This window comes from Microbispora sp. H13382 (genome assembly GCF_014161445.1).
Taxonomy (GTDB): domain Bacteria; phylum Actinomycetota; class Actinomycetes; order Streptosporangiales; family Streptosporangiaceae; genus Microbispora.
In genome coordinates this window covers 167,544-182,720 of sequence record NZ_JABBXA010000002.1, presented here as the reverse complement: position 1 = coordinate 182,720, position 15,177 = coordinate 167,544, and the positions used below count along the sequence as shown (strand labels likewise).

Sequence of the window (15,177 nt, the reverse complement as noted above, 5' to 3'; positions counted from 1 at the left end):
CTGCTATGCCGATCCGGGGGAGTGCACCGTTACCTCGTAGATAGTGCCACGATACTGCCCGTTGTAGGGGGGAAGTCGGGTGAACCAGATCAAAACGTACTGGCCTGTGGTGGCCTTTTCCGGAGTGAGCGTCACCGAACCCGACGCGCCCTTCTTCTCCGCCACGGTCTTCAACGAGGACAGCTCCGCCGCGTCGCCCACCTTGAGCTGCACCGTCGCGCCGCCTCCGTTGCCCAGGGAGACGACCACGTCGGCGATGGGGACCGGCTTGCCCATGTCGAGGATGAGCCCGACGCCGTCCTTGAGCCGTCCCAGGTCGGCGCTGCTGTAGCTGTCGGTGTGCCAGTCGGTGGACGGCTTGCCGTCGATGGCGAGCGGGGCGATCTCCGGCTTCTCGGCGCGGTCGGAACCGAGGGGGTCGAACCCCGCCGCGCTCACCGCCTTGACCGTGACCGGCTTGAGCGAGGGGGACGGGGGCCGCGCGGCGTCCGACTGGGCCACTCCCCTCGGGGTGTTGCCGAGGTTCTTGCCCACGGTCCAGGCGCCCACGCCGACGGCGGCCATCACGAGCAGGACGATGACGGTCAGCAGGATCTTGCTCGCGGTGCCCGTCTGCGGGCGCGGCGGAGGGACCATCGTCATCTGGTGGGACGGCATGCGCGGCGGCATGGTCGACATCGCCGGCCCATCCGGCGCCTCGCTGCGCAGGTTCAGCGCGGGCGGCGCGGTGGTGACGGGGGCCGGCGCGGGGCGGGGCACCTCGGCGAGGGCCTCGGCCACGTCGGCCGGGGTGGCCAGCGGCGGATGACCTCGTCGCGGCTCCTGCAGCAGCGCGCGGCAGGTGATGGCGTCCAGATAGCCGGGAACTCCCGCGGTGACCTGCCGTGGTGTGCAGACCTTGCCGTCGTCCAGCGGCGCCGCGGGCAGCCCGCAGTCGGAGTCGCCGGGCCAATGGCCGGTCAGCGCCGCGTAGAGCAGCCGGCCCAGCCCCTCGGCGTCCTCCCGGGCGGGCTCGTCGCTGCTCAGGTCGAGGATCGCGGCGTCGACGGCGAGTCCGAGGAGCTTGACCGTGCTGCCGCTCGTCCAGACCAGGCGGCCGGGGGTGAGGTGCAGGTGGGTGAGGCCGGCCGCGTGCGCGTGTGCCAGGGCCTCGGCGGCCTCGGCGACCAGGGCCGCGCCGCGCTCGGGCTCGATCGGCCCGCTCTCCAGCAGGTCGAGGAGCGAGTCTCCGCTCACCCACTCGCTCACGACGTACGCGGTGCCGTCCTCGTCGGCCGCGTCGAAGACCTGGGTGAGGCGGGGGTCGGTCAGGCGGCTCGCCAGGCGGGCGGCGGTGACCACCTCCTGGACCCGGGGGAAGTCGGGCGTGAACGTGTGGACCGCCACCGGCCGGGCGAGGATCTCGTCCAGGGCCTTCCACAGGGTCGCGCCGCCGGACTCGTGCACCCGGTCCTCGAGGCGGAACCGATCCGCCAGCCGGGTCCCCGGTTCGACTGTGGACATGCTCATACGGCCGCCCCGCTCCGCGGCCCGTCGGCATGCATCAGCCGATGCCGGGTGGTTCCGCCCACGCCTTCCCGCTTCCGCTCGCCGGTCCGATACTCCAGATCGCGTCCCTGAGACCCTCCTGCCTGCCGCCTCCACCGGTTGGGCAAGATCTGCGGGACGCACTCCCTGGCGCACCATGCTAGTGCCGTGCCGCTTGTGCCCGCCTTCCCGATGGAAAACGTCCGAATCGGACTTCTGGGTTACCTTCCAGTCGCCGGTCGTTCTTGAGGACTCTTACCGTCCTACCCGGCTTGCGACAAGTCCAATGATGGAGCGGACCTCGGGCACCCGCAGCCGGTGCGCGGCCACCATGTACAGCAGCAGCCCCGCGCCGCCGCCCACCGCGAGCACCACGGCCGAGCTCACCGCGGTGATCGAGGTGAGCTCCCTGGCCAGCCACAGGACCGCCAGCGCCAGCGCGGCGGCCGGGATCGCCGCCGCGTACATCCGGCCGAGTCCGGCGGTGACCTCACGGCCGTCGAGCCCGCCGACCTTCCGGCTCGCCAGCACCCACGCGACGACGCAGAGCACGACGTACGTGATCAGGTAGGCGAACGCCAGCCCGATGATGACGTACCGGTCGGGAAGCGTGAAGTAGGCGACCAGGCTGAGCGTCGCGTTGATCGCCACGTTCACCCCCGCCATGATCGCAGGGGTGCGGGTGTCGCCGAAGCTGTAGAAGACCCGCAGCAGGAGCTGGAAGATCGAGAACGGCACGAGCGCGACGCCGAACACCTGCAGCACGTGGCCGATGTAGATCGCGTCGGTCGTGGTCATGCGGCCCCACGAGAAGATCAGCGTGGTGACCGACGGGCCGAGGACCATCAGCAGCAGTCCCGCGGGGACGATGACGGACGAGACCAGCCGCACCGCCGAGGCGAACTCCGTGCGCACCGAGTCCAGCTCGCCGTCGGCGACGTGCCTGCTCATCCTCGGCAGCATCGCCGTGATCACCGAGACCGCGATGATCCCGTACGGGAGCTGGAAGAGCTGGAACGCGTACGCCCACGCGCTGTTGCCGGCGCCGGGGGCCCGTGCGCCCGCACCGGTCGCGAGCTTGGTGGTGACCCAGAAACCGATCTGCGTGATGCCGGTGTAGGCGAACGTCCACACGGCGGCCCTGGCCGCCTCTCCCAGCCCCGAGCCGCGCAGCCCGAGACGGGGACGGAACCGGAAGCCCGCCCGGTGCAGCGCGATGATCAGAACTGCCGCCTGCGCCACGATGCCGCCGGTCGTGCCGAGACCGAGCAGCGAGAGGTCGCGATCGCTCACCTTGTCGATGTCGGACGACGCGACGGCGTAGTAGGCGGCCAGGACTCCCATGACCACGAGGTTGTTGAGCACCGGCGCCCACATCGGAGCGGCGAACCTGTCCCGCGTGTTGAGGATCGCCCCGGCCAGCGAGCCGATCCCGAAGAACGCGATCTGGGGGAGCATGTACCTGGCCAGCGTGGCGGCCACCTCGACCTTGTGCTCGGACCAGTTCGAGGCCGTGTAGAGGTCCATGATCGGCCGGGCCAGCAGCACGCCGACGAGCGCGACGGCCGTCAGCACGATCACCGCCAGCGTCATCAGCCGCTGTTCGAACGCCTGGCCCCCGTCCGGGTCGCGCCGCTGCGCCCGGACGATCACCGGCACGATCACGCTGCTCAGCACGCCCTGGAGCAGCAGGTCCAGCAGGATGTACGGGATCATGTAGGCCGCGTTGTAGGCGTCGCCCAGGGCGAACGTCCCGATGGCGGCGGCGAGCATCGCCGTACGGACGAAGCCGGTGAGCCGCGAGACCATCGTCCCGGCCGCCATGATCGCGCTGGCCCGCAGCATCCTGCTCATGGTGTTCCTGGCCGCCTTCCTCCGGATGGTCCCAACTACGGTGACTGGGTGCGCTCGGCCGGGACGGCTCCCGGCCGGTCCCCGGGCGGGCCCTCCTCGTCCCTCGGCCCGTCGAACGGGAACGCCTTGCGCGACCTGCGGCGCAGGACGCGCATCACCACGGCGGCCAGCATGATGACCACGGCCGCACCCACGATGACGAGGGCGATGCCGGTGTAGCCGGTCGCGCGCACGACGACGCGCACCGCGCTGCCGTACTTCTCGTCCGCGTCGGTCAGCAGCTGCACGGAGATGCTCGCGTCGCCGCCCTCGTTGCGGACGATCACCGGCACGTTCACGAGCTGGCTGCGCCCCGCGAGGATCCTGGTGGTGGGGGTCACGTAGACCCCTCCGGGACGGTCGATCGCGAGCCGTGACTTGCTGGCCGAGGTGACCCGGACCTTGATCTGGATGTCCTTGTCCAGGTTGTTGGCCACGCTCACCGGGACCTGGCCGTTGCTGCCCGCGACGGCGCGCGGGGTGTCGAGCACGGACACATGGCCGATGCGGTCGTCGATCGCCTTCTGCACCTGGCCGGCGAAGGAGACCGCCCGCTTGCCGTCGCCTCGCCAGGAGGCGGAGGCCAGCCGGAGTATGGCCGTGTGGAAGACGTCCGTGTGCTCCTCCGTGACGGTGGCCACGGCGTCGGCCTTGCGCTCCAGCTTCCGTACGGTGGCCAGGTAGGAGCGGCTCAGCTCGGCCTGGCGGTCGCGATCGGTGTAGGTCAGGTCGCCGCGCGGCGTTCCCGCCCGGCCGGGTTTGACCGAGTCGAGCGAGGTCATGCGCAGCCAGGGAGCGGCGGAGGCGGCCTGCAGGAGGCCGGAGACGAACGCCGGGTCGGGGGTCCAGAGGTGCGACTCGGGCGCCGCGATCACTGTGCGGGAGGCCGTCTTCGCCGTCGTGTCCTGCCCGGTCTGGCCGGTCTGGCCGACCTGCCCGAACTGGCCGAACTGGCCGGTCCGCTGGCTCTGCTGCTCGAAGGCGATCATCGCGGTCTCGGCGAGGAACCGCTGCCGCGCGAGCATCGCGGTCCCGGGAGCGGACACGTCCCCGCCGAGGAGCGTGCTGAGCGTGGGGTCGGCGAGCAGCGCGGTGACCGGGTTCTCCGCGACGGTGTCGAGCCTGGCCGCGGCGTCGGGAGTGGTCGGCGCCGGGGGGAGGACGGGCTGCCCGTCCTGCGTGGCGGCCCGCGGCGGCAGCGCGTCCCCCGACAGCAGCACGGATGTGACGCCCGACATCGCCAGTTCGTCCACCGCGTCGCGGTCGATCTTGCCGCCGGCCGGCCACGCGGTCGTGCCGCGGATCTCCCGGCCGAGCAGTTCGGTCGCGAGCGCGGCCCCGCGCTGTACGGACGCCGCGGCCTGCTTGTCGAGGCCGTGGTGAACCAGCGCGGCCACGTCCGGGTCGCCGTACGGCGTGGCGACGACGGTCTTGTCCGTCAGCGCGCTGCGCAGTCCGTTAAGCCACTGGCCGGCGGCGGGGTCGGCGGCTTTGCGCGTGCCCTTCACGCTCCGGGGGCCGGAGGACAGGACGCGGACGTCGTCGAGCAGGGCGGGGTCCACGAACCAGGTCACGCCGTCGCCGGTGTCCTGCGCGGTCTGGAGCAGCGACGCCAGGCGGCCGGACGCGAGCGAGCCGGACAGGTCGTCGTCCATGAACGTCGCGTCGTCGGCCCGGTGGGGCCGGTCCACGAGCGGCAGGGCGACGGCCAGCTTGACCGTGGGGATCTGCTCGCCCTTGGGGGCGTACGTCAGGAAGGTCCTCTCGATCCCGAGCCGCTGGCCGGTCGCCGCGTCGGTCACCTCGACCTCGAAGGGGTAGACCCCCGGCCGGGGCAGGCCCAGCTCCTGAGGGGTCACGGTGAACCGGAAGGGGAGCTTCCCCGACTGGTCGAGCGGCGTGGCCTGGATCCTGGTGCTCCAGTTGGTGGTCCCGTACCCCTGCTCGGCCAGGTAGGCCGCCATCTCCGTCCGGGAGGCGAACGGCCGGCCCCGGGAGTAGCGGACGGCGACCCGTACGGAGGACCCCGGCGTGCCGGACACGGTTCCCGCGACCGTCACGGGCGCGGCGGGGGTGCGCACGACCTCCGGCGTGACCTCGCTCACGAGGAGCGGATCGGCCGGAGCCGCCGCCGCGACACGACCCGGAGGCGCCGCGACAGCCGTACCGGCCATGCCCGCGGGGGATGCGAGCAGGGCGGTCAGCAATGTCAGCAGCGCGGCCTTACGGATCATGTGCCGGCCGGCGGTGAGGTACGGCGCACGCCCAGAATGCTATGGCCTATGCCGTCCGCATAGGACTCACCAGGCTCGCGAGACCTCTCCTCTGGGCGGTGCTCAGGTCGACGGTCTTGGCCGCCACCAGGTCGAACAGGTGGATGGCGCGCAACCGCAACGCGGTCCGGCGCTCGCCGGTCGCGGTGTGGACGACCTCGTCGGGATCGATGCGCTCCATCAGCCGCTGGTCCACGAGAACGGTCAGATCGTCGGGCAGCAACAGCGGGCAGACCAGGCCGTGCGCGTAATCGGTCGCGGAGTTCACGGTGTAGGCGGACGCGGGGGTTACCCTGTGGGCGCGCAGGACGGCGCCCACCTCCGCCGGCCCGGGACAGGAGTTCACCGCGCTCACCACGGCCACCTCGTGTGTCCGTCCGCGCGTCGACACCTCGAACAGCGACACGCACAGGCACGTCTCGGGAGTGACCCCCAGCACCTCGGGAAGCTCGTCCGAGCATGTCAACGGGCGCGGAAGACGTACGATCTCATGGTGGATCTGGTGGGCGAGGAGCCAGCGGTGAATCGCGAGAGCGTCTTTCATCTCGGGTGCTCCTTGCGTCGTCCAGCGCCCCCGAACCGTCCGTGGCCTGGTGATCGCTAGGTGTGTCTCCCCCTGGGCGACACCCGACCACCTGGCCATCGGGGGAGAGTTTCTGTTCCGTGACCGAAGGACCTACCCAGCCTTGTCCGTTTCAAATCTGAGCGACAGCCAGCAGCGCGCCGTGAACGAACTGTTCCGCCGGATCGCCCCGGTCGCCGACGAGCTCGGTGAGCTGTTCTCGGCCCGGGGGCACGAGCTGGCCCTGGTCGGCGGCTCCGTCCGCGACGTCCTCCTCGGCCGTGCGAGCAAGGACCTCGACCTGACCACGGACGCCCGTCCCGAGCGGGTGCTGGAGATCGTCAAGGACTGGGCGGACGCCGTCTGGACGATCGGGATCGACTTCGGCACCGTCGGCGTGCGCAAGGGCGGGTGGCTGCTGGAGATCACGACCTACCGCAGCGAGTCGTACGACCCCGCCTCGCGCAAGCCCGAGGTGATGTACGGCGACTCGCTCGACGGCGACCTCGCCCGGCGCGACTTCGCGGTCAACGCGATGGCCGTACGCCTGCCGCAGCACGAGTTCGCCGACCCGTACGGCGGGCTGCCGGACCTCGCCGCGAAGACGCTGCGGACACCGGGCAGGCCCGAGCAGTCGTTCGACGACGACCCGCTGCGGATGCTGCGCGCGGCGAGGTTCGCCGGTCAGCTCGGGTTCACGGTCGCGCCCGAGGTCGTCGAGGCCATGACCGCGATGTCCGGCCGCATCGAGATCGTCTCGGCCGAGCGCATCCGCGAGGAGCTCGACAAGCTGATCCTCGGCGCGTACCCGAGGGCCGGGCTGGCGCTGCTGGTGGATACCGGGCTCGCCGCCCACGTTCTGCCGGAGCTGCCCAAGCTGCGGCTGGAGATCGACGAGCACCACCGGCACAAGGACGTCTACGATCACACGCTGATCGTGCTGGAGCAGGCGATCGGGCTGGAGACGGCCGGCCCCGACCGGGTGCTGCGATGGGCCGCCCTGCTGCACGACATCGGCAAGCCGAAGACCCGGCGCAACGAGCCCGGCGGCCGGGTGTCGTTCCACCACCACGAGGTGGTCGGCGCGCAGATGGCCAAGAAGCGGCTCACCGAGCTGAAGTTCCCCAAGGACGTGGTGTCCGACGTGTCCAAGCTCGTGGAGCTGCACCTGCGCTTCCACGGCTACGGGACGGGGGAGTGGACCGACAGCGCCGTGCGCCGCTACGTCCGCGACGCGGGACACCTCCTCGAACGCCTGCACAAGCTGACCAGGGCCGACTGCACCACCCGCAACAAGCGCAAGGCGCAGGCCCTGTCGCGGACCTACGACCAGCTGGAGGAGCGCATCTCCCGGCTGGCCGAGGAGGAGGAGCTGGCCAAGATCCGGCCCGAGCTGGACGGCAACGAGATCCAGGAGATCCTCGGCGTGCCGCCGGGCCCGGTCGTCGGCGGGGCCTACAAGCACATGCTGGAGATCCGCATGGACCAGGGCCTGATCGGCAAGGAGGCCGCGAGGGACGCCCTGCTCGCCTGGGCCCGCGACACCGGAATCCTGTCGTAGGCGGTCAGTCGGCGGCGGGGACCGGCGGCCTTCGTGTGGTGGTGGGCAGCACCACCCGGTACAGCACCGCGCCGAGCAGGTACCCGACGCCGATCACGCCGAGCGCGAGATAGGACCTGCCGTCGGGCGGCAGCAGCGCCGCCGCCAGCACCGCGCCGAGGACCGTCATGCCGTTGAACAGCATGTCGTACACGGAGAACGCGCGGCCGAGATAGGCGTCCTCGACGTCACGCTGCACGACGGTGTCCGCGCAGATCTTCACGCTCTGCCCGGCGACGCCGATCACGAGCCCGGCGGCCACGAACGCCCACTCGTGGAACGTCGCGCACAGCGCGAACTCCAGGACGCCGCAGGTCACGAGCATCATCGGGACCCAGGTCTCGATCCGGAACCGGTCGGTGGCCCACGGCGTGACCAGCACCGCGGCGAAGCTGCCCACCCCGACGGCGCCCAGCACGAGCGTGATGCCCTTCAGCGCGTCGTCGGGGTTCGTGGTGAAGCTGTAGCGGTAGAGCATCACCACCGTCGCCGTCGAGATGCCGAACATGAGGCGGTGGACCGCCATGCCGCCGAGGGCCGCCGCCGCCGAACGCCGGTGTGCGAGGTGCCGCGCGCCGTCCACCAGGCCGGTCAGCACGTTCCGTACGGCCTCGCGGGCCTGCGGGAGGTCCGGGTCGTACGCGGGGCCGAGCAGGGAGCGCTCCATCGTCCGCGCGATCAGCGCGCTCAGCCCGTAGACGAGGCCGGAGCAGACCAGCAGCACCGCCACGCCCCCGTCGCCGGATCCGGCGACCATGCGCAGCAGGACGCCGGCGCCCATCCCGATGAACGTGGCCACCGTGCCCGACGTGGGCGTCACCGCGTTGCCCATCATCAGGTGCTCGTTCGGCACGACGTGCGGCAGCGACGCGCCGAGGGCCGCCAGGAAGAATCGGTTGACCGCGAGGACGCCGAGCGCCGCCGCGTAGAAGACGCCGTCGGAGGCCCCCGCCGCGACGAGACCCGCGGCCAGCACCAGCAGCGTCCCGCGTACGAACGGCGCGATGACGAGGATCTGCCGCCTCGACCAGCGGTCGATGAACACCCCGACGAACGGCCCGAGGACGCTGTACGGCAGGAGCAGCACGGCGAGGCCCGCCGCGATCGCGGTCGCGCTGGCCTGCCGGTCCGGGCTGAAGAACGCGTAGCCGCCTACGGCCAGCTGGAAGATCCCGTCTGAGAACTGCGAGACGAGCCGCGTGGCGAAAAGCCGCCGGAAGTTCGACCCCCGCAGGACCACCCGCAGATCGGAGACGTAGGACACGGCGACAGCCTACGCGGGCGATCAGTGCCGGGCATCAGGATGAACCCTGATAAAGCCCCTCCGTCACACCAGCATCGAGGTGATCACGTACTCTCGCAGAGTGACCTCACAGGAACATGTCGTGCTGCTCGACGGCGAGGGCAACCCGATCGGCACCGCTCCCAAGTCCTCCGTCCACACTGCCGACACTCCACTGCACCTGGCGTTCTCCAGCTACGTCTTCGACCGGCGCGGCCGCGTGCTGTTGTCCCGGCGGGCGGGCACGAAGCTGACCTGGCCCGACGCGTGGACCAACAGCTGCTGCGGGCACCCGCTGCCGGGCGAGCCCCTGTCGTCGGCGGTGATCCGCCGCCTCCGGTTCGAGCTGGGCCTGGCCGTCGAGTCCGTCGATCTGATCCTGCCGGGCTTCTCCTACCGGGCGGTGATGGACAACGGCATGGTGGAGAACGAGCTGTGCCCGGTCTACCGTGCCGTGGTCTCGGAGGAGGCCGCGCCCAACGCCGAGGAGGTGGGCGCGGTCCGGTGGGAGCCCTGGACGCGCTTCGCCGCCGAGGTGATGAGCGGAGAGCTGGACATCTCGCCCTGGGCCCGGAAGCAAGTGCCCCAGCTCGTCGCGCTCGGGCCGGACCCGCTGGCCTGGCCGGTCGCCGACCCCGCGGCCCTGCCGCCGGCCGCGCGCCCGCTCAGCGCGAACCCCTGAGACCCGCCGGACGTGGGACCGCCCCGGTCCGATCGACGGAGCCGGGGCGGGACACGCGGTGGACGACGGACGTCAGCGCTCGATCGTGCCGCGGATGAACTCCTCCACGGCCTCGCGGGCGGCGTCGTCGGAGTACTGCTCCGGCGGCGACTTCATGAAGTAGGACGAGGGCGACAGCAGCGGGCCGCCGACGCCCCGGTCGAGGGCGATCTTGGCCGCGCGGACCGCGTCGATGATGATGCCGGCCGAGTTGGGCGAGTCCCAGACCTCGAGCTTGTACTCCAGGTTGAGCGGGGTGTCGCCGAACGACCTGCCCTCGAGGCGGACGTAGGCCCACTTGCGGTCGTCCAGCCACGGCACGTGGTCGGACGGGCCGATGTGGACGTCGGCCTTGGCCATCTCGTGCGGGATCTGCGACGTGACCGACTGGGTCTTGGAGATCTTCTTGGACTGGAGGCGGGTGCGCTCCAGCATGTTCATGAAGTCCATGTTGCCGCCGAAGTTGAGCTGGTAGGTGCGCAGCAGCTCGACTCCGCGGTCCTCGAACAGCTTGGCCAGCACGCGGTGCGTGATCGTGGCGCCGACCTGCGACTTGATGTCGTCGCCCACGATCGGGACGCCGGCCTCGGTGAACTTGGCGGCCCACTCGGGGTCGGAGGCGATGAAGACCGGCAGCGCGTTGACGAAGGCCACCTTGGCGTCGATCGCGCACTGCGCGTAGAAGCGGTCGGCCTCCTCCGAGCCCACCGGGAGATAGGACACCAGGACGTCGACCCGGGCGTCCTTGAGCGCCTGGACGACGTCGACCGGCTGCTCGTCCGACTCCTCGATGATCTCGCGGTAGTACGTGCCCAGCCCGTCGAACGTCGGGCCACGCTGCACGGTGACACCGAGCGGCGGCACGTCGCAGATCTTGATCGTGTTGTTCTCGGAGGCGACGATGGCCTCCGAAAGGTCACGGCCGACCTTCTTGGCGTCCACGTCGAAGGCCGCGACGAACTCCACGTCGCCGACGTGGTAGTCGCCGAACCGCACGTGCATGAGGCCCGGCACACGGCTGCCCGGATCCGCGTCCTTGTAGTAGTGGACGCCCTGCACCAGCGATGAGGCGCAGTTGCCCACACCGACGATGGCTACGCGCACCGAACCCATAGCACTCGCTCCTTTACCTATCTGCCTCGGGCGTGTCCGCCCTCTGGGTCTCTTCCTGTACGGCTTGCGCGGGATCCGGGGGGTGATCCCCCTCGCCGGGAGCCGATCGGCTCCGTCGTTCCGAGTCGATGAGCTCGTTGAGCCAGCGGACCTCGCGCTCGACCGACTCCAGCCCGTGGCGCTGGAGCTCAAGCGTGTAGCTGTCCAGGCGCTCTCTCGTACGGGCGAGAGCCTCGCGGACACGGTCGAGTCGTTCCTCCAGGCGGCTGCGGCGGCCCTCCAGGATGCGCAGGCGCACCTCCGCCTCCGTATGGCGGAAGAAGGCGAAGTGGATGCCGAAGCTCTCGTCCTCCCAGGAGGACGGGCCCGACTGGCTGAGCAGCTCCTGCAACCGCTCCTTCCCCTCCGCTGTGATCTTGTACACGATCTTCGACCTGCGGCCGAGAACCGTGTCCTCAGGAGGCTCCTCCTCGGCGATGAGGCCCTCGTTCAGCAGGCCCCTGAGGCAGGGATACAGCGAGCCATAGGAGAACGCACGGAACATGCCGAGCAGCGTGTTGAGCCGTTTGCGCAGCTCGTAGCCGTGTAGCGGCGTTTCGTGCAGCGATCCCAGGACGGCGAGCTCCAGCACACCTCCACGAGAGCCCGTCACTGGAACCACCTCCTGTGTCCGACCGATGTATCGACTCGATACATCCGCAGGATACGTCGGGGCGTCATATATGGCAACGGGTCAACGGTTGGGCAAGATTTGGCAAAGGGCCGTAATCTGGCCGTATGTGGTCACAGCGGTCGGTCGTGGACTACGGCCTCGCGAAGCGGGCGGCCGTGCAGTCCGTCCGCACCGGCCGCATGCGGGCACGGGAGGTGTGCGACGCACACCCTTATCTGCTGCGCGCGGCTCGGTTCCACGGAGAGCCCACGAGCCGCATCTGCCCCATATGTGAACGAATGAACGTGACCAACGTCACATACGTATATGGGGACGAACTAGGACGGGCGGCCGGCCAGGCGAAAGGGCTGGCCGAGCTCAGCGCGATGGCTCGGGAATACCGCGAATTCCGGGTCTACGTGGTGGAGGTCTGCCAAGGTTGTTCCTGGAACCACCTGGCGGTGTCGTTCGTCCTCGGAACAGCCGATCCCCCGGGCCCTTCTTCGTAGGCGACCTCCACCTCCAGGAGGACCGCCCGCCGGCCTGCCGGCCGACGTCGATTCATTCCCCGAAACACCTGACGAGGACGCGTGACTAACAGCAGCTACGGACCGGAGCCGACCGGCCGTCCCGAGGACGCCTCGGGCTCCGGTGGATCATCCCGCCCTGGGCGCCGTCGTCGCTCGGCCCGGGAATCCGACGAGTACGGCGAGCCCGCTCTGCCGCGACAGCCCGGCAGGGGCCCGGCTCCGCAGTCGCCGCGCGATGCCCGGCCCGCAGGACCGGAGCAGCGCCGACGGGAGGCCGCGGCCTTCGAGGACACCGCGGCGATGAACGCGGTGCCCCCGGGCCCGCCGCAGAGACCGGCACAGGGACCCCAGCAGGGACCTCAGCAGGGACCTCGCGGACCGATGGGCCGGGACCCGCGTTACGCCGCCGGTCCCGCCGGTCTCGGTGGTCCCGGCCGCCCCGGCGTCCCCGGCGCCGACGAGCGCACCCAGGCGATGGGCATGCCGGCGGGTGGCCGCCGCGGGGATGCCGACGGGCAGAGCACCGAGGCGATCCAGACCGGCGGCCGTCGCCGCAGGCCCCCGGCCCGGGGCGGTCGCGGCCCCGGCGGCCCGGGTGGACCGGGCGGCCCCGAAGGGCCCGGCGGGCGCGGCCCGCGGGACCCGCGCGACTTCGACGACTTCGACGAGGACGACGAGAAGCCGCGCCGTACGGGCTGGAAGCGCTTCCTGCCGAGCTGGAAGATCCTCGTGGCGGCCTTCACCGTGCTGGCCGTCGGCACCTTCGGCATGATCGCGGTGGCGTACGCCAACACCCCGACGCCGACCGCGACCCAGGCGGACGCGATCGCCGAAGGCAGCGCCATCTACTACAACGACGGCAAGACGCTGATCGCCAAGGTCGGCACCCCGCGCGTCATCGTGAACGACATCAAGAAGGTGCCGCGGCACGTCCAGGACGCCGTCATCGCGATCGAGAACAAGACCTTCCGCGACGACTCCGGCATCTCCATCCCCGGCATGGTCCGGTCGGTCTGGATGACCGCGACCGGCCAGCAGCTCCAGGGCGCCTCGACGATCACCCAGCAGATGGCCCGCAACTACTACGACGGCCTCAGCCAGGAAGTCTCGATCAAGCGGAAGTTCAAGGAGATCTTCGTCGCGGTCAAGCTCGACCAGGAGATGACCAAGGATCAGATCCTGCTGCAGTACCTCAACACGGTGAACTTCGGGCGCGCGTACGGCATCGAGGCCGCCGCGATGGCGTACTTCAAGAAGCACGTCGATCAGCTCACCCCGGAGCAGGGCGCCTATCTCGCCGCGCGCATCCAGACGCCGGCGCTGGACGCCGACTCCCCGCAGCTGCAGGGCCGGTTCAAGGATGTCATCAACGCCATGGCGGCCCTCGACCCGGCCAAGTACGGCAAGCTGCCGGGCACGGCCAAGTTCCCCAAGCCCGTCAAGGAGAGCAACGCCAACTACCTCGGCGGCCTCAAGGGCTACATGGTCATCCAGGTGCTGCAGGAGCTGAAGACCCGGATGAACCTGTCGCCCGACCAGGTCAGGAGCGGCGGCTACAAGATCATTTCGACTTTCGACAAGAGGCTCATGCAGGCCGCCAAAAAGGCGGTGACCGCCACCACCTCCACCATGTCGAAGGAGTTCCACGCCGGTCTGGCCGCCGTGGATCCCCAGACTGGGCGTGTGCTCGCGTTCTATGGCGGCAACGACTACGTCAAGGACCCCTGGAACGAGCCGTTCGACTCCAAGAAGCAGGCCGCCTCGGCGTTCAAGCCGTACGTGCTGGCCGCTTGGCTGGACGCCGGCTACAGCCTGAACAGCTGGCTGCCCGGCAACCAGACCGTGCCCAAGGAACTGCCGGGCCAGGCGAAGGGCGGTATCACCAACGGCCACTCGGTGCCCGCCGCCATCAACGCCATCTATGCGACCTCGCACTCGATCAACACGGCGTTCGCCTCGATGGCGTACAAGCTCGACGAGGCGAACGGCACGATCGGGCAGCTCAGCGCGGTGAAGCAGATCGCGGAGGAGGCCGGCCTCGACAAGGGCCGGCTGGAGAACGACATCAAGGAGCACAAGTACCAGTTCTCCATCGGCAGCGCCCTGGTCACCCCCGTCGAGCAGGCCGCCGGTTACTCGATCTTCGCCAACGAGGGCAAACACGTCGATTACCACGTCGTCAAGGAGGTCCGGAAGGACAAGGAGGTCGTGATCGCCGAGCGGCGTGAGGTCAAGCAGGTGATCACGCCCGAGGCGGCGGCCGACTCCGTGGCGGCGATGGAGGAGGTCCTCAAGTCGGGCACGGCGGCGGGCAAGGGTATCGGCCGCCCGGCCGCCGGCAAGACCGGCACCAACAACGACGAGAAGGAAGCCTGGTTCGTCGGCTTCACCCCGCAGTTGTCGGTCGCGGTCGGCATGTACCGCGAGCAGTGCGTGACGAAGAGCGGCAAGACCGTGCAGCCGCTGTACTCCAACTGCCCGACCACCCCCGGGGGGAAACCGAGCAAGAAGTACGGCCCCAACAACCCGTACACCCATGTCAAGGAGGTGTCGCTGGGCTTCGAGGGCGCCGGCCCGCCGACCACGATCTGGCGGACGTTCATGATGGAGGCGCTCGCCGGCAAGCCGGTCGAGCAGTTCCCGCAGAAGGCCGGGCTGGGCACCCCGGAGAACATCGTGCCGAGCCCGACGCCGACGCCGAGCCCGGAACCGGACGACGGCGGGTTCCCCAACGACATCCCGAACGACTTCCTCGACGACAACGGCTGCTACGACGGCGGCCCGGGATGTGACAACGGCCACGGTGGCGGCCGGGGCTTCGGCGACGACCCGGGCCAGGGCGGCCAGGACGGCGGCCCAGGAGCCGGCAACGACGTCCCGCTGAACATCCCCGCGGCGATGCCCTCCGGGCCCGGCGCCGGCAAGGACGGCAGCGGCGCCTGAGCCTCGCTCAAGCACTCCCGAAGGGCCCGTGGCGACCTCCGCCGCGGGCCCTTCCGGTTGGCGGAGTCGCCAATCCGAGGC

Annotated in this window: 11 protein-coding genes; 4 read left to right on the top strand and 7 right to left on the bottom strand. The window is 70.3% G+C overall.

Annotation, left to right across the window (positions count from 1 at the left end):
- Positions 1 to 3 precede the first annotated feature (3 nt).
- The 4 genes from HHX41_RS04640 to HHX41_RS04625 form a co-directional block, all read right to left on the bottom strand.
- Positions 4 to 1,503: a serine/threonine protein kinase gene (locus tag HHX41_RS04640; RefSeq protein ID WP_310741773.1), complete on the bottom strand. Its 1,500-nt coding sequence runs from the start codon at positions 1,501 to 1,503 to the stop codon at positions 4 to 6.
- A 279-nt stretch (positions 1,504 to 1,782) separates the two neighbouring features.
- Positions 1,783 to 3,381, bottom strand: coding sequence for a murein biosynthesis integral membrane protein MurJ (gene murJ / locus HHX41_RS04635; RefSeq protein WP_169983610.1), 1,599 nt, complete (start codon positions 3,379 to 3,381; stop codon positions 1,783 to 1,785).
- Between the two features lie 35 nt (positions 3,382 to 3,416).
- A complete protein-coding gene (locus HHX41_RS04630) occupies positions 3,417 to 5,654 on the bottom strand; it encodes a hypothetical protein (RefSeq protein ID WP_182904936.1) in 2,238 nt (745 codons plus the stop codon).
- A 46-nt stretch (positions 5,655 to 5,700) separates the two neighbouring features.
- Complete coding sequence (locus HHX41_RS04625) at positions 5,701 to 6,237, bottom strand: aminoacyl-tRNA deacylase (RefSeq protein WP_182904935.1); 537 nt, start codon at positions 6,235 to 6,237, stop codon at positions 5,701 to 5,703.
- 142 nt (positions 6,238 to 6,379) lie between these two features.
- On the opposite strand from HHX41_RS04625, the gene HHX41_RS04620 reads away from it, so the two are divergent.
- Positions 6,380 to 7,816, top strand: coding sequence for a CCA tRNA nucleotidyltransferase (locus tag HHX41_RS04620; RefSeq protein WP_182904934.1), 1,437 nt, complete (start codon positions 6,380 to 6,382; stop codon positions 7,814 to 7,816).
- 4 nt (positions 7,817 to 7,820) lie between these two features.
- On the opposite strand, the gene HHX41_RS04615 is transcribed toward HHX41_RS04620, so the two are convergent.
- On the bottom strand, positions 7,821 to 9,119 hold the full coding sequence (locus HHX41_RS04615) for an MFS transporter (protein ID WP_169983614.1): 1,299 nt from the start codon (positions 9,117 to 9,119) through the stop codon (positions 7,821 to 7,823).
- Positions 9,120 to 9,219: 100 nt separating this feature from the next.
- Here HHX41_RS04615 and idi point away from each other — a divergent pair, with 100 nt between their 5' ends.
- A complete protein-coding gene (gene idi, locus HHX41_RS04610) occupies positions 9,220 to 9,819 on the top strand; it encodes an isopentenyl-diphosphate Delta-isomerase (protein WP_169983615.1) in 600 nt (199 codons plus the stop codon).
- A 72-nt stretch (positions 9,820 to 9,891) separates the two neighbouring features.
- On the opposite strand, the gene HHX41_RS04605 is transcribed toward idi, so the two are convergent.
- Positions 9,892 to 10,971 carry an inositol-3-phosphate synthase gene (locus HHX41_RS04605; protein ID WP_169983616.1) on the bottom strand — a complete coding sequence of 360 codons (1,080 nt, stop codon included), beginning with the start codon at positions 10,969 to 10,971 and terminating at the stop codon, positions 9,892 to 9,894.
- A 13-nt stretch (positions 10,972 to 10,984) separates the two neighbouring features.
- Positions 10,985 to 11,623 (bottom strand): PadR family transcriptional regulator, encoded by a 639-nt coding sequence (locus HHX41_RS04600; RefSeq protein ID WP_030508612.1) that lies wholly within the window; start codon positions 11,621 to 11,623, stop codon positions 10,985 to 10,987.
- Between the two features lie 125 nt (positions 11,624 to 11,748).
- Between HHX41_RS04600 and HHX41_RS04595 the strand changes: the two genes are divergently transcribed.
- Together HHX41_RS04595 and HHX41_RS04590 are read left to right on the top strand one after the other, a co-directional pair.
- Positions 11,749 to 12,132: a DUF5318 family protein gene (locus HHX41_RS04595; RefSeq protein WP_169983617.1), complete on the top strand. Its 384-nt coding sequence runs from the start codon at positions 11,749 to 11,751 to the stop codon at positions 12,130 to 12,132.
- Positions 12,133 to 12,534: 402 nt separating this feature from the next.
- Positions 12,535 to 15,096 (top strand): transglycosylase domain-containing protein, encoded by a 2,562-nt coding sequence (locus HHX41_RS04590; protein ID WP_182904933.1) that lies wholly within the window; start codon positions 12,535 to 12,537, stop codon positions 15,094 to 15,096.
- Positions 15,097 to 15,177: the final 81 nt, after the last annotated feature.

What these genes read in the sequence shown, in the direction of transcription:
- HHX41_RS04590 (WP_182904933.1), top strand. Translation starts at nt 12,535, where the DNA reads ATGGGCCGGGACCCGCGTTACGCCGCCGGTCCCGCCGGTCTCGGTGGT.
- HHX41_RS04630 (WP_182904936.1), bottom strand. Translation starts at nt 5,654, where the DNA reads ATGATCCGTAAGGCCGCGCTGCTGACATTGCTGACCGCCCTGCTCGCA.
- HHX41_RS04640 (WP_310741773.1), bottom strand. Translation starts at nt 1,503, where the DNA reads ATGTCCACAGTCGAACCGGGGACCCGGCTGGCGGATCGGTTCCGCCTC.
- HHX41_RS04605 (WP_169983616.1), bottom strand. Translation starts at nt 10,971, where the DNA reads ATGGGTTCGGTGCGCGTAGCCATCGTCGGTGTGGGCAACTGCGCCTCA.
- HHX41_RS04625 (WP_182904935.1), bottom strand. Translation starts at nt 6,237, where the DNA reads ATGAAAGACGCTCTCGCGATTCACCGCTGGCTCCTCGCCCACCAGATC.
- murJ (WP_169983610.1), bottom strand. Translation starts at nt 3,381, where the DNA reads ATGAGCAGGATGCTGCGGGCCAGCGCGATCATGGCGGCCGGGACGATG.
- HHX41_RS04595 (WP_169983617.1), top strand. Translation starts at nt 11,749, where the DNA reads ATGTGGTCACAGCGGTCGGTCGTGGACTACGGCCTCGCGAAGCGGGCG.